Source organism: Phenylobacterium sp. (assembly GCF_020253645.1).
Lineage (GTDB): Bacteria > Pseudomonadota > Alphaproteobacteria > Caulobacterales > Caulobacteraceae > Phenylobacterium.
Genome location: NZ_JADCBG010000028.1, coordinates 1 through 13,263 on the forward strand (window position 1 = coordinate 1; position 13,263 = coordinate 13,263).

11 protein-coding genes are annotated in these 13,263 nt (G+C 69.8%); 6 read left to right on the forward strand and 5 right to left on the reverse strand.

Annotated elements, in window-relative coordinates:
- The 3 genes from INE98_RS01765 to INE98_RS01775 form a co-directional block, all read left to right on the forward strand.
- On the forward strand, positions 1-2,045 hold a 2,045-nt coding region (locus INE98_RS01765; protein ID WP_293536051.1), incomplete at its 5' end, for a prolyl oligopeptidase family serine peptidase.
- A 442-nt stretch (positions 2,046-2,487) separates the two neighbouring features.
- A complete protein-coding gene (locus INE98_RS01770) occupies positions 2,488-3,993 on the forward strand; it encodes an ADP-ribosylglycohydrolase family protein (RefSeq protein WP_293536053.1) in 1,506 nt (501 codons plus the stop codon).
- Positions 3,994-4,078: 85 nt separating this feature from the next.
- Positions 4,079-4,876 (forward strand): SDR family oxidoreductase, encoded by a 798-nt coding sequence (locus INE98_RS01775; protein WP_293536055.1) that lies wholly within the window; start codon positions 4,079-4,081, stop codon positions 4,874-4,876.
- A 130-nt stretch (positions 4,877-5,006) separates the two neighbouring features.
- On the opposite strand, the gene INE98_RS01780 is transcribed toward INE98_RS01775, so the two are convergent.
- Both INE98_RS01780 and INE98_RS01785 read right to left on the reverse strand, forming a co-directional pair.
- Positions 5,007-6,479: a hypothetical protein gene (locus INE98_RS01780; protein ID WP_293536056.1), complete on the reverse strand. Its 1,473-nt coding sequence runs from the start codon at positions 6,477-6,479 to the stop codon at positions 5,007-5,009.
- A gap of 215 nt (positions 6,480-6,694) precedes the next feature.
- Positions 6,695-7,522, reverse strand: a complete 828-nt coding sequence (locus INE98_RS01785) for a thioesterase family protein (RefSeq protein ID WP_293536058.1) — start codon at positions 7,520-7,522, stop codon at positions 6,695-6,697.
- 91 nt (positions 7,523-7,613) lie between these two features.
- On the opposite strand from INE98_RS01785, the gene INE98_RS01790 reads away from it, so the two are divergent.
- The 3 genes from INE98_RS01790 to INE98_RS01800 all read left to right on the forward strand — a co-directional run bounded on the left by INE98_RS01790 (position 7,614) and on the right by INE98_RS01800 (position 10,769).
- A complete protein-coding gene (locus INE98_RS01790; protein ID WP_293536060.1) occupies positions 7,614-8,504 on the forward strand; it encodes an aminoglycoside phosphotransferase family protein in 891 nt (296 codons plus the stop codon).
- A 139-nt stretch (positions 8,505-8,643) separates the two neighbouring features.
- Positions 8,644-9,795, forward strand: a complete 1,152-nt coding sequence (gene nhaA, locus INE98_RS01795; RefSeq protein ID WP_293536062.1) for a Na+/H+ antiporter NhaA — start codon at positions 8,644-8,646, stop codon at positions 9,793-9,795.
- A 20-nt stretch (positions 9,796-9,815) separates the two neighbouring features.
- Positions 9,816-10,769, forward strand: a complete 954-nt coding sequence (locus INE98_RS01800; RefSeq protein ID WP_293536063.1) for a calcium/sodium antiporter — start codon at positions 9,816-9,818, stop codon at positions 10,767-10,769.
- Between the two features lie 16 nt (positions 10,770-10,785).
- Here the strand turns inward: INE98_RS01800 and INE98_RS01805 are convergent, their stop codons facing one another.
- The 3 genes from INE98_RS01805 to INE98_RS01815 all read right to left on the reverse strand — a co-directional run bounded on the left by INE98_RS01805 (position 10,786) and on the right by INE98_RS01815 (position 13,102).
- Complete coding sequence (locus INE98_RS01805; RefSeq protein ID WP_293536065.1) at positions 10,786-11,154, reverse strand: DUF6713 family protein; 369 nt, start codon at positions 11,152-11,154, stop codon at positions 10,786-10,788.
- Positions 11,155-11,231: 77 nt separating this feature from the next.
- A complete protein-coding gene (locus INE98_RS01810; RefSeq protein ID WP_293536067.1) occupies positions 11,232-12,650 on the reverse strand; it encodes a coniferyl aldehyde dehydrogenase in 1,419 nt (472 codons plus the stop codon).
- 95 nt (positions 12,651-12,745) lie between these two features.
- The gene (locus INE98_RS01815; protein WP_293536069.1) at positions 12,746-13,102 is read right to left on the reverse strand and encodes a DUF1428 domain-containing protein; all 357 of its coding nucleotides are present in this window, start codon (positions 13,100-13,102) and stop codon (positions 12,746-12,748) included.
- Positions 13,103-13,263: the final 161 nt, after the last annotated feature.

Consider the following 13,263-nt stretch of genomic DNA (forward strand, 5'->3'; position numbering starts at 1 on the left):
CCGAAGCCCGAGCCGGGGATGACCCCTTCACCTGGATGGAGGAGATCGAGGGCGAGCGCGCCCTGACCTGGGCGAAGGCCGAGAACGCCCGCTCCCTGCCCAGGCTCCAGAACGACCCGCGCTATGCCGGCCTCTACGCGGAGGCCCAGGCCATCGCGACGGCCCCGGACCGCATTCCCGGGATCGCCTTCGCCGGCGGGGAAAGGATCCGGGACTTCTGGCAGGACCGCACCCATGTCCGGGGCCTTTGGCGCGAGACGGACCTCGCCAGCTACCGGTCGGGCGCGCCGGCCTGGCGTACGATCCTCGACGTCGACGCCCTGGCGAAGTCGGAAGGCGGCAACTGGGTCTTCGCCGGGGTCGACTGTCTGGCGCCGGACAATCGGCTCTGCCTGGTGAGCCTGTCCGATGGGGGCAAGGACGCCGTGACGGTGCGGGAGTTCGACGCCCGCGAGGGCCGGTTCCTCGACGGCGGGTTCCGCCTGCCTGAGGGCAAGCACCGCTTTGACTGGATCGACCGCGACACCCTTTTGGTCGTCACGGCCCTTTCGCCGGCGGAAAGCACCGTCTCGGGCTATCCGTACGTCGCGCGTCTGCTGACGCGGGGTCAGACGCTCGCCGAGGCCCCGGAGGTGTTCCGCGGCGACCGTAAGGACGGCGGTTACGGGGTGAACGGGCAGGTCTTCCGGAACGCCGGGGGAGAGGTCGAGGCCGTGATCCTGACCCGGCCCCTCGACACCTTCAGCGCCGAACATCACCTGCTGGCTGGAAACCGGACCCTGAAGCTGGCCCTGCCCCTGCGCTCGACCGTCCAGGCCCTGGTCGCCGGCCGGCTGGTGGTCAGCCTGGAGGCCGACTGGGCGGCGGCCGGCCTGAAGGCCGGTGACCTTGTCGACTTCGACCTGGCCGCAGTCCGAGCCGCGCCGGAAGCCCTGCGGCCGGAACTGGTGCTGCGTCCGACCGAGAGCCAGAGCGTCGAACAGGTCGCCTCGACCCGGGACCGGCTGGTCATTGGCCTCCTGGACAATGTCCGGGGCCAGGTCCGGAGCCTGAAGCGGTCCGGCGGCGGCTGGAGCTCAGAGACCCTCGCCCTGCCGGTGGACTCGACCCTGACCCTCACTTCGGTCAGCCGGGATGGCGACCGGATCCTGGTGAGCGCGGCGGGCTACCTGTCCCCGACCAGCCAGTGGCTGGCGGACGCCTCGGGCGGCGCGCCGGAGCGCCTGCGCAGCCTGCCGGCCCGGTTCGACGCCTCAAACATGATCGCCGAGCAGCACTGGGCGGTCTCGAAGGACGGGACGCGGGTCCCCTATTCGGTCGTCCGCCGGAAGGATGCACCGATGGACGGCTCCAACCCGACCCTCCTCTACGCCTATGGCGGTTTCCTGGTCAGCCAGACGCCGGCCTACGCCGCCACGCCCGGAAAGCTCTGGGTGGAGCGGGGCGGGATCTATGTGGTGGCCAATATCCGGGGCGGCGGCGAGTTCGGGCCGCGCTGGCACAACGCCGGCCTGAAGCTGGACCGGATGCGGGTCTATGAGGACTTCTTCGCCGTCTCCGAAGACCTCATCCGTCGCGGCTACACCTCGCCCCGGCGGCTCGGGATCATGGGGGGGTCGAACGGCGGACTCCTCATGGGCGTCGCCCTGACCCAGCGTCCGGAACTCTACAACGCCGTGGTCATCCAGGTGCCCCTGTTCGACATGATCCGCTACACCCAGATCGGGGCCGGCGCCTCCTGGGTGGGAGAGTACGGCGACCCGGCCATCCCGGCTGAGCGCGAGATGCTGCTCTCCTACTCGCCGTACCAGAACCTGAAGGCGGGGCGGCCCTATCCCAGCGTCTTCCTCGTGACGTCGACCAAGGACGACAGGGTCCATCCGGCCCACGCCCGCAAGGCCGCCGCCCGGCTGGGCGAACTTGGCTATGACTACCTCTACTACGAGAACATGGACGGAGGTCACGCCGCCGCCGCCAACCTGAACGAGCGCGCCCTGCGCCAGGCCCTGGAGTACACCTACCTCATGCAGAGGCTGGTGGACTGAACGCCGGCCTTCCCGCTCCAGGTAGATCGCCACGTCGATCGCGGCGTCTAGGACGACGGGGAAGTCCAGAACATGAACCTTTCCGCGCCGCGGACCGCAAGGGTCGGTTCAATTTGACCGACCTGCCATCAAGGTTAATCCCTGCCCCCAGATCCAGCGCCTGCCGAGTTTACCGGGGGCTAACCCCGACTGTGGCAAGAAGAGCCGCCGGCGGGATTGCAGACGTCATCCCGCCGGGTCGCAATCGCAGTTGATCGGAGCCGCTCAGACTGGCCCTTCCGTTCCGTTTCGGGACAATCTGTGGCGGCGGCGGAATCTGGCGTCGGATCACGCGCAGGCGTACAACCAAAGGGTGAGCGCCCGGGCGGACTCGGCGGGCCTCGGCCGCCGCCGACAGGAATGCGAGGGCGCCAAGCCGCGGCCGGGTCAGGAGAAGCGGAACGTGAGTCGGGCCCAGAAGAGCGCGCCCCCGAGGATTGACAGTCTCTCGGCCGGAGCAGGACGGATCGGACTGGTCCTCTGGCCGGGCGAAAAGGCGGGGCGACGGGATCTTGAGGCCGACCTGGCCGTCCTGGTCGGCTGGCGCCCCACTGTCCTGGTCTCGCTTCTTGAAGCCGCAGAGCTCAAAGCCCTGAAAGGTCTCCGGCCGGAGGTGCGCTTCGAGGCGGAGGCGCTGGAGTGGCGACACCTGCCGCTTCGGGAGCACCGGCCCCCGGACGCCCGGTTTGAAAGGGCCTGGATTTTCGCGGGCGCCGAACTCAGGGACCTGCTCTCCCGTGGCGCGCGCATTCTTCTTCACTGCACCGGCGACGGCGGTCGCGCGGCCTTCCTGGCGGCCCGGCTCCTGGTCGAGATGGGCGAGGACCCTGAGACCGCCTGGCGAAAGGTCCGGTCGGTCCGGCCCGGAGGTGCGGAGGGCCTGAACGAGGCGGGGCCTGTTCTGGCGCCGGAAACGCCGGGTGAGGACCCGGACCGCCTGTCCCGACGAATCGCCTGCATGGCTGCGGGGGCTGTGGGCGACGCCATGGGCTCGGCGGTGGCGTTCCTGAAGGCGTCCGAGATTCAGCGGCGGTATGGAGACGCGGGCGTCCAGGTTCCCGAGTTTGATGCGGCGGGCCGCATCCGCGTGAGCGACGATACCCAGATGGCGCTCTTCGCAGCTCAGGGCCTGATCAGGGCCGGTGACAGATCCACTGAGGCCAGGACGGTCGGTCAGCGGCTGGCCCTTCTGGACTGGCTTGAAACCCAGGAGGGAAGCTTCATCCCGGGCCGGGCCGGTCTGCTCGCTCACCCCTCCATGTGGGTCCGCCGAGGGCCCGGAAGAACCTGCCTTTCGGCGCTGAGGGCTGGCGGTCGGGGTGATCTTGTGCGGCCGATCAACGACTCCCCGGGATGCGGAGCTGTGACACGCTCAGCCCCCGCGGGCCTCCTTCCCGACGTCACTCCGCAGTCGGCCTTCGAGATCGGGGTCCGGGGGGCGGCCCTGACCCATGGCCATCCTTCCGGTCACCTGCCCGCCGGCGCCCTCGCCGCCCTCGTCGCCCACCTCATGACCGGGCGCGGGCTCGATGAGTCCTGGGCGGCCGCCAGGTCGCTGCTCGCCCTGAATCCGGGAGCCCGCCAGACCCTGGAACTGACCGACAGGGCTGTCGACCTGGCCGGTAGACCCCGGATTCCCGATGTCGAGGGAATCCGCCGCCTGGGGCCGGGACGAACCGGGCCTGAGGCCCTGGCCATCGCCCTCTTCGCAGCCCTGCGCGGCGAAGATCTCCTGGACACCCTCCGGATCGCCTCGAACCACGACGGGAACTCGGGGTCCATCGCGGCGATCGCCGGCAACATCAGGGGGGCGGAGGAGGGACTCTTCGGCCTGCCCCTGGCCTGGATTCTGGCCCTGGACGTCCTCGACCCCCTGGCCGAAGTCGTAAGCCTGTGGCCTGTGACGTAGGACATCGCCGGATCCGGGTTATCCTCCCGGCGGCAAGCCGCTCTAGAATGGTCGGCAGACCTGCTGAAGCGAGGGAGGAAACAAGATGACGGACATTCTCGATCTGGGCGGCCGCGTGGCCCTTGTGACGGGCGCCGGCCAGGGTGTCGGACGCCAGATCGCCCTGCACCTGGGCGGCGCGGCGAACAGCGGCGGCGTGGTGGTGAACGACTACGTCCTGGAGCGCGCCGAGGCGGTGGCCGAGGAAATCCGCGCCGCGGGCGGCAAAGCCCTGGCCCTGCAGTGCGACGTCTCCAACCAGGCCGCCGTGAAGGAGATGGTGGCCAAGGCCAGCGCCGACCTGGGCGCCATCGGCGTCCTCGTCAACAACGCCGGCAACGCCGGTGCGACGCCGTCCGCCGACGCCCGCCTGCCCTTCTGGGAAACCGGGCCCGAGGCCTGGCAGACCTTTCTCGGGGTCAACCTCTACGGCGTGATCAACTGCACCGGGGCCGTGATCCCCGGCATGATACAGCGCCAGGCGCCGGGACGGATCGTGACCATCATCTCGGACGCCGGCCGCTGGGGCGACGCCAACATGGAAATCTACGCCGCCGGCAAGGCGGGCGCGGCCGGCTTCATGCGCTCGGTGGCCCGGACCCTTGGCCGCTACGGGATCACGGCGAATTCGGTGGCCATCGCCCTGACCGCCACCCCGGCCGTAGAGCGGACCCTGAACGGGGATCCCGAGCGACTGAAGCGGCAGATGGAGAAGTACATCATCCGCCGCCCCGGCCGCCCGGACGACGTGGCCAACATGGTGCTCTTCCTGTCGTCGGAAGCCTCGAGCTGGATCACCGGACAGGTCTATCCGGTGAATGGCGGCTTCACCTTCGCCCTCTGAGTCCCGGCCGCGGGCCCGTCCTGGCGTCAGCCAAGCAGAGCCAGGACGGCCCGCCAGGGATCGCCGACGAGGAGCAGGGCGGCGAAGACCAGCTCGAACCCCACAGCCTTCAGGTTCTGGGCGTCCAAGGTCAGCTGGCCGCCGCCAGAGCGCCCGACGCCGCGAACACGGTCTGGGACAGGGGCAGGCCCCCGAGGCGGGCCGCGTAGCGCTTCGCAGCGAGGGTGATCATGCCGGACAGGCTAGAGCGGAAGGCCCGCTGATCGCAGATTTTGGCGATGTAGTCCGTCTGGTAGGCTCGGCAGGCTTCCCGCAGCTCCACCGACTCGATCAGCATGTCGAGGCGGCGGAAGACGTCCTCCGGGTCCGACGCTCGGATGTCCTCAGGGACAGCCGTGGCCGCATCGCCCTGGTTCAGGCTGAGCAGGATGGCCCCGGCGCGGGCCGCCATGCGGGCGCTTCGGCCCCCGCCGCCCCGGAAGGGATTGGCGTAAATGTCCACCGCGCCCATCAGGCGCTCAATCTGTCCGGTATCCGGAAAATGCAGGAACTGGTCGCCGAGAACCTGTCGGCAGGCGTTCGACAGCGACCCGGGTAGGTCGCCGACCACCATCCAGATACAGTGCGGCCGGTCGCGGACAGCCAGCTCGACGCCCGTGATGTAGGCCTCGTCAAGCTCGGCGCCGAGGTGGTCGCCCACCGTGGCGATGATGATGGCGTCGTCCGGCGCGCCGATCTCGGCGCGGGTGACGGGCGCGGGCGGAGGCGCCTCCCTCCAGGGGCCGGAGAGAACCTGGACATGGTTCCTGGCAAAGGCCTCCGGCGCCGCCTGCCTGCGCCAGAGCTGTTCGATGTAAGCCCCTGAATGGCCGGACCAGTAGACGTCGGCGTACTGGACCGGCGCGATGTCCGCAGAGGTGTGCATGAGGGTCGGACCAAGCCGGCTCACCACGCTGATGACGGGAGACAGGGTAGGCTCCGAGACCATGTGGAAGGTGCAGGGGCCCCTGCCGAGGATGTCGGCGAGAAACCCGTCGTTCTCGAGGGTGGACACAAGGGAAATCCCGCGCTCCCTTGGAAACCCCCCAAGCCGCTCGCGGATGTATCCCGCCATGTCCAGCGTCATGAAGCCGGAGTAGACGATCTCCAGCCGATCGACATTCGGATCCATGGCCAGAGTCGCGGCGTAGTCGATGGCGGTCTCGGTGGGCGAGTGTCCGGGACCCTCAAGGTCGCCGACCAGCAGGACGTGCGCCCGTCGAAGCCGCGAGAAGGGCAGGGTCCGGCGGCCGAGGACCAGAGTGTCGGCGATGCCGGCGAGGATGGGCCGCGCGACTGCGCCGACGCGTCCGCGCAGGGACTCGGGCGGCGCGGGCCCTCGCAGGACGGTGATTCGCTCAAGGTCACCCGCGATCTGGAGCTTGACCGCCTCGCTCGGCCCCTCGCCTTCCAGGAAGGCCGCCATGCGCGGGTGGAAGGTCTCGTCCGTCATGCCCTCCAGGACCGCCGGATCAAGCATTCCGGTCCAGGTCTCGGCGATCTCTTCGAGGGCTGGATGACAGCTGGTCTGGACGCCGTCGGCGAGGAAGTCCTTGAAGGTCACGGGCATCTCCGGTGCGTCGGGGGTGTCTGCGCCGTCGCCTCCCTCAGGGCGTCGGCTGCAACCCGGGCGAAGTTGGCGGGAGAGGCAGGGTCTGGGTCCGCCTGCGGCATGGAGATCAGGTCCCGGGTTAGGAGACCTCATCCCTCGCGAGTTATGGTTAATATCTGATTACCCGCCCGGCGGCGGGTCTCGGGCCCGGAGACGGGCGCCGGGTTCTACTCCGGTGGCCTGGGCGCGACCTTGCGATACCAGACCAGCTGCTCTGAGGTGGCCAGCAGCCTGCCGTCGCGCCGCCAGTAGCTGGAGCGCTCGTCAGAGGCGCCGCCGCCGCCGACCCGGCCCTCATATTCCACGAGGATGAAGTCATTGCCGACCTCGGCCACCTCGGCGTCGGTGGCGTGGAGGTAGACCGTCAGGGACAGGGTGGTGGTCGAGACGCCCATGCCGAAGGCGTACATGGCCCGGGGCGGGGAATTGTCGGTGATCATGCCCAGCAGGGCCTTGTCCATCGGCTCCCGGCGCGAGCGCACCCAGGCCAGGGAACGAGACCCCGCCGAAGGCTTGGGCGGGAAGCCGTCGAGGCTGCGGCGCTCCAGCACGGTGGAGCCGAAGTGCTGGCGGGCGTGGGGGATTTCCGGCGCCGGCAGGCTGGCCGGGTCCGGGGCCTGCGGCATGGCGGCGAAGGCGAAGGGCGGGGTGTCAGGCCGCTTCGCCGTGGTGACGATGGCGTGGACCCCAACCTCCTCGGAGCCTGGCGGGCGCAGCTCCACCTCCCAGACCCCCACTGAGCCGCCCTGGCGGATCCGGCGGGTGCGCACATCCAGGTCGCCCGCCGGCAAGGCGGCGGCATAGGTCAGGGTCAGGGACAGGACCTCGCCCACCCGCTCGGGTTCGGCCTGGATGATGCGGGTGGCGAGGCCGATGGCGTAGCCGCCCCACAGGCCGCCGGAAGGGTTTCGCCACTCCTCGCCGGCGGGCACGCGCCAGCGCCCCGGTCCGAGGCGCTCGAGGATCATCTGGTGGGTCGGGGCGTCTGTCGTCATGGCCGGGACCCCTACACCGGGCCGGGCGGGAATTGGAAGGGCGGGCAGGCATGGTAGCCTGCTCCAACGCCAGGTTCGGAGCCCTTCGCGGATGGACGCCCCCTTCATCGACGCCGAGGCCCGGGTCCGCAGCCTCGACCCCTCCGGCCGGCTCCTGTCGGCGGAACCCCTTGCCGGGGGCGTCGCCTCGCACACCCGGAAGCTGGTGTTCGAGACGAAGGAAGGGAGCTGTGCGGTCGTCGAGCGCCGGCCGAAGGTCATGCCGGGCAAGCCGCCGCCTGCGGAGCGCGCCGCCCTCGAGGCCGCCCTGCTCGCGCGCCTTCCAGACCTGGACGTCCCCGCCCCTCGCCTGCGCCGCTTCGAGCCGCCGGACACCCTGGTCCTGGACTTCCTCGAGGGCGAGGTTGAGCCGCCGCCGGGCGCGCCCGCCAGCGTCATCGGGCCGGCCGCGCGCGCCCTCGCCGCCCTGCACCGCCTGGGCCCGGAGCACGGCCTGCCGGCCATGCGGACCTTCACCGACCCCCTGCCCGACCTGAAGGCCTGGCGGCCGGAACTCTTCGGCCCGGGTGCGGTCCAGGCGCCCGCCTGCCCGCCCTTCGCCGGGTCGCCCCGCCTCCTGCATGGCGACTTCTGGATGGGAAACCTTCTCTGGCGGGGTGGAGAATTGGCCGGCCTGCTGGACTGGGAGGACGCCTGCCTGGGCGATCCCATGGCCGAGCTGGCCGCAGCCTGCTGCGACCTGCACAGCCGCTTCGGCGCCGGGGCCGCGGACGCCCTCGCCAAGGCCTACGGCGCCCTCGCCCCGCTGCACCCGTCGCGCCTCGCCTGGTGGGATCTCTACATGCCCACCGCCCAGCTCACCTTCATGGACGGCTGGGGCCTGCCGCCTGACGAGCTCGACCGCGCTAGGGTCGCCATGACGGAGCGCCGGGACCAGGCCCTGGCGGCGCTCGGGCCGCTGTCAGGGGTCGGGCCCGCATGACGCTGGCCAAAAACCGGGGCAGATGGCCGCGCAAAAGGTTCAGTTCCCGCGCCTGGCGTCCTATATGGGCGCGATCCGCCGTCGCCCGGCCCCGCGCAGCGCCGGGGCGCCCTGCCGCCTGTTCCGCCCGGAGACGATCATGACAGCCGTCCTGAAGTTCCTGAAAACCGAAGCGGCCGGCGGCCTTTTGATCGCCCTCGCCGCCGCAGCCGCCATCCTTGTCGCCAATTCGCCCCTGGCGGCCGGCTACAACGCCCTCCTCAAGACGCCGCTCGTCCTCGATCTCGGCTTCTGGCAGGTGGGCGGCGCCCTCAAGGACTGGGTCAAGGACGGCCTGATGGCCGTGTTCTTCTATGTCATCGGGCTTGAGCTGAAGCGCGAACTCACCGTCGGCGAGCTTTCCAACCCCAAGACCGTTCTGCTGCCGGTCGCGGCGGCCTTCGGCGGCGCCCTGCTTCCGGTCCTGATCTACAGCGCCTATGCCGGAGGCGTGGATCCGCGCGGCTGGCCGGTGCCGGTCGCCACCGACATCGCCTTCGCCCTCGCCGCCCTGGCCCTCATTGCGCCGAAGGCGGACCCGCGCCTCAGGCTCTTCCTGCTGACCCTGGCCGTCGTCGACGACCTGATGGCCATCGTCCTGATCGCCGTCCTGTTCACCGCCGAGCTGGCCTATGTCCCGCTGTTTGCGGCCCTGGCCCTACTTGGCCTCGTCTACGGGCTCGGCCGGTTGCGCCCCCTGCCGATGTGGATCTATCCGGCCGTCGCGGTGATCACCTGGGGCCTGTCCAAGGAGTCCGGGGTGCACACCTCCGTCATGGCGGTGGCCGCCGCCTTCATCGTGCCGCCCCGGCCGATCGGGAGCGACGACACCCTGCTCGGGCGGCTTGAACACTACATCCACCCCTTCTCGGCCTATGTCGTCCTGCCCATCTTCGCCTTCAGCGCCGCGGGGGTCTCCCTCGCCGGCCTGAAACCGCAGGACATCCTCGGCGGGGTCTCGGCGGGCGTCGCCCTCGGACTGGCGATCGGCAAGCCGATCGGCGTCACCCTCTTCGCCCTGGCTGCGGCGAGGCTGGCGAAAGCACCGCTGCCCTTCTCGCTGGGGCAGCTGATCGGCGTCGGATGCCTCTGCGGCATCGGCTTCACCATGAGCCTCTTCATCGGCGCCCTCGCCTTCGACGGCGACGTCGCCGGAGAAGCGCAGGCGCGGCTGGGCGTCCTGATGGGCTCGTCGCTCTCGCTGCTGCTGGGGCTCATCGCCTTCCGGCTGCTTCCCCCCCCGAAAACCTAGATCATCGCTCGAGGCCTCGCTTGGAAATCGCCATTCAGATCATTGCCGGTCTCGCCCTGCTTGCGCTGGGCGGCGAGGGCGTCATTCGCGGCGCGGTGGGCGTGGCCCGGCGCCTTGGCCTCTCGGAGCTCCTGATCGGGCTCACCCTGGTGGGCTTCGGCACGTCGTCCCCGGAGCTGATCACCAGCATTGACGCGGCCCTGGCCGGATCGCCGGGCATCGCCCTGGGCAATGTGCTCGGCTCCAACATCGGCAACATCCTGCTGATCCTCGCCCTGGTGCTGTTGATCAAGCCGATCGCCGTCAACCCGGCGGCCGTGGGTCGCGACGGGGTCATCGCCCTGGGGGTCTCGGTTCTCCTCGCCGGCCTCGCCCTGGCCTTCGGCGAACTGAACAGAATTGTCGGCGCCCTGCTCGTGACTGGCCTCGCGGCCTACATCCTGATCGTCTGGCGCCTGGAGAGCCGGGGCGGGACGGCGGCCGAGGTGCATATCGAGTCCTCGCACACCCACGACCCGGCGCCCCAGGCCCTCTGGGTCTCGGGCCTGTTCGCGGCGGGGGGTCTCGGCCTCCTGATGCTGGGCGCGGACCTCCTGGTCACGGGGGCGGTGGCGACGGCGCGGATCGCCGGCCTTTCCGAGACGGTGATCGGGCTGACCATCGTGGCGATCGGCACCTCCCTGCCAGAGCTCGTGGCCACCCTGGCTGCGGCGCTCAAGGGCCGGTCGGACGTCGCCTTCGGCAACATCGTCGGGTCGAACATCTACAACATCCTGGGCATTCTGGGCGTGACCGCCCTGATCCGGCCCTTCCCGATCCCGGCGGATGTGGGCCTGCTCGACTGGGGCGTGCTTGTCGCGTCGGCCGCCCTGCTCCTGGTCTTCGCCCTGACGGGACGACGACTGACCCGGATGGAAGGCGTCGCCTTCCTCGCCGCCTATGTCGGCTTCGTCTACCTTCTACTGTCGAAGTGAGGCTGGCGGGATCGGCTCAAACTGCCTTCCGCCAGGGCCGGTCCGCCGCCAGGTACAGGGCGCCGAACAGCCCGGCCCCGAGGATCAGGAGCCAGGACGACGGGTTGTTGAACTCGTAGGCCGGATGGTTCCTGAACATCCAGTGGAGCAGAACGTGTCCCACGGCGAACGCCGCCAGCCAGACCCTGACGGGACGCCGGGACCCGTAGATCAGGATCGCCGCGAAAAGAGGGACGTGGATCCAGATGAAGAGCTCCCGCCCGACATCATCCGGCAGGAAGCTCGTCAGCGGAAGAACCCGCCATTCATGCCGATAGGCGGCGTCGACCTCATGCGAGAAAAGGAAGGCCAGGGTCAGTGAGTAGAGCCGGTCCGCCGCGCGCATCTTCGTCTCCATGAGCAAGCCCCGGGGGTCCCGGTTGACCTGGCGCGACATCGCCCGGCCGGAGGACGGCGAGGGGTCTAGCCCCGGATCTGTCCGTCCAGGTACTTGCGGATACCCGGGCCAAAGGGCGGGCGCAGCATCTTCAGGGGGCCGATGTCCTTCTTCATCTGGCTGAAGACGGCCTTGCGGTGGCTGAACTCCCGGAAGCCGTCGACCCCGTGATAGCTGCCCATGCCGGAGGGACCGACGCCGCCGAAGGGCAGGTCCTCCTGGGCCACGTGCATGATGACATCGTTCACGGTGACGCCCCCGGCCGTCGTCCGGCTGAGCACCTCTTCCCGCTCGGCGGCATCGTCGCCGAAATAGTAGAGGCCCAGGGGCCGGTCGCGGCCGTTCACATAGTCCAGGGCCTCGTCGAGGGTCTGATAGCTCTTCACCGGCAGGACCGGGCCGAAGATTTCCTCCTGCATCACCTTCATGTCGTCGGTGGGCTCCAGGATCAGGGTCGGCGCGATCTTGCGATGGGGCTGCTGGGAAAGGTCCTCGCCCTCGGGCTTGAGCTCGATCACCCGGGCGCCCTTGGCCCGGGCGTCGTCGATATAGCCGGTGATCCGGTCATAGTGCCGCTGGGCGATGATGGCGGTGTAGTCGGGATTGTCCTTGATCGTCGGGAACATGGTGGAGACCGAGGCGCGGGCGGCGGCGACAAAGCCCTCCACCTGGTCCTTCGGCGCCAGGACATAGTCGGGCGCCAGGCAGATCTGGCCGGCGTTAAGCGTCTTGCCGTTCATGACCCGGGCGGCGGCGACGGACAGGTCCGCAGACTTGCCGAGGATGACCGGGCTCTTGCCGCCGAGCTCCAGGGTCAGGGGGACGAGGTTCTCCGCCGCCGCCTTCATGACGTGGCGGGCGATGGAGGTCGCCCCGGTGAAGATCAGGTGGTCGAAGGCCAGGCGCGAGAAGGCCTCGCCCACCTCAGGCCCGCCGGTGACCACGGCGATCTCCTCCTCGGAGAAGGCGCCGGCGAACATGGTCCGCATCAGCTCCGAGGTGGCCGGGGTGAACTCGGAAGGCTTGATCATGGCCCGGTTGCCGGCCGCGAGGATGCCGGCCAGGGGGGCGAAGGTGAGGTTGACCGGGAAGTTCCAGGGGCTGATCACCCCCACCACGCCCTTGGGCTGGAAGCGCACCTCGGCCTTGGCGCCGAAGAGGCCCAGGATGGCCGGCGTCGGCTTGCGCTTCTCCGGGCGCATCCACTTGGCGAGGTTGTCCCGGGCGTGCTGCAGGGGGCCGATGGAGCCGGCGATGTCGGTGAAGGCGGTGGCCTCCCGGGACCGGGAGCCGAAGTCCGTGTTCAGCGCCTCCTCGATCTCCCGGCGGTTCTCCCGCAGGAGCCGGATGCAGCGGTCGATGCGCTCGATCCGCAGGGCCGCGCTGGCCTCGCCATCGCGCAGGTGGGCCGCCTTCTGGCGCTCAAGTATGGCCTGCATGTCCATGGGGATCCCTCCGGTCTGACTGCGCGTGAAGAGGCGCGGAGATTGCGCTCCCGTCAAGATAGGGCGGCGGGGGCGCGCCGCCATGGGCCGCCGCCTCAGGACCGGCCCGCCGCCACCAGGGGCGTGAAGGCGCCGAGGATCAGGCGGGAGGCGTCGAAGGGCGGCGCCCCGGCGCTGTCCATCCGGGGGTCCTGGTGCATCCGTTCCTCGGCGGCCTCCAGGAAGGCCTTGTCGGGCCAGACCTGCCAGGCGAAGACGATCTTCTCCCCCGGCCGGGCGGCGACCGCTTTGCGGAAGTCGGTGTGCTTGCCGTCGGGGACGAAATCCTCCCAGCTCTCGACGACCTCGAGGCAGCCATACTCGCGAAAGAAGGCCGCGCTGGCCTCGGCCCACTGGCGGTAGTCGTCCAGCCGGTCCTCGGGAACCGGGATCACCATGCCGCAGATGTGCATCCCTCATCCTTATTGGCTTGGCGAACCAGAGTGACGTGACCCCCGTTTCTCATCCAGCGATGACGAGAGTCCTAGTTGAATTGAGCCTTGGTTGTCGTGGGTTGCAAGAGGCAGTCGCGCGGCGACATCAGGTGTCGAAGCATGCCGGCCGGACTCTCCGC

Coding starts and splice junctions, on each gene's coding strand:
- INE98_RS01775 (WP_293536055.1), top strand. CDS start 4,079: ATGACGGACATTCTCGATCTGGGCGGCCGCGTGGCCCTTGTGACGGGC.
- nhaA (WP_293536062.1), top strand. CDS start 8,644: ATGACAGCCGTCCTGAAGTTCCTGAAAACCGAAGCGGCCGGCGGCCTT.
- INE98_RS01785 (WP_293536058.1), bottom strand. CDS start 7,522: ATGACGACAGACGCCCCGACCCACCAGATGATCCTCGAGCGCCTCGGA.
- INE98_RS01810 (WP_293536067.1), bottom strand. CDS start 12,650: ATGGACATGCAGGCCATACTTGAGCGCCAGAAGGCGGCCCACCTGCGC.
- INE98_RS01790 (WP_293536060.1), top strand. CDS start 7,614: ATGGACGCCCCCTTCATCGACGCCGAGGCCCGGGTCCGCAGCCTCGAC.
- INE98_RS01805 (WP_293536065.1), bottom strand. CDS start 11,154: ATGCGCGCGGCGGACCGGCTCTACTCACTGACCCTGGCCTTCCTTTTC.
- INE98_RS01815 (WP_293536069.1), bottom strand. CDS start 13,102: ATGCACATCTGCGGCATGGTGATCCCGGTTCCCGAGGACCGGCTGGAC.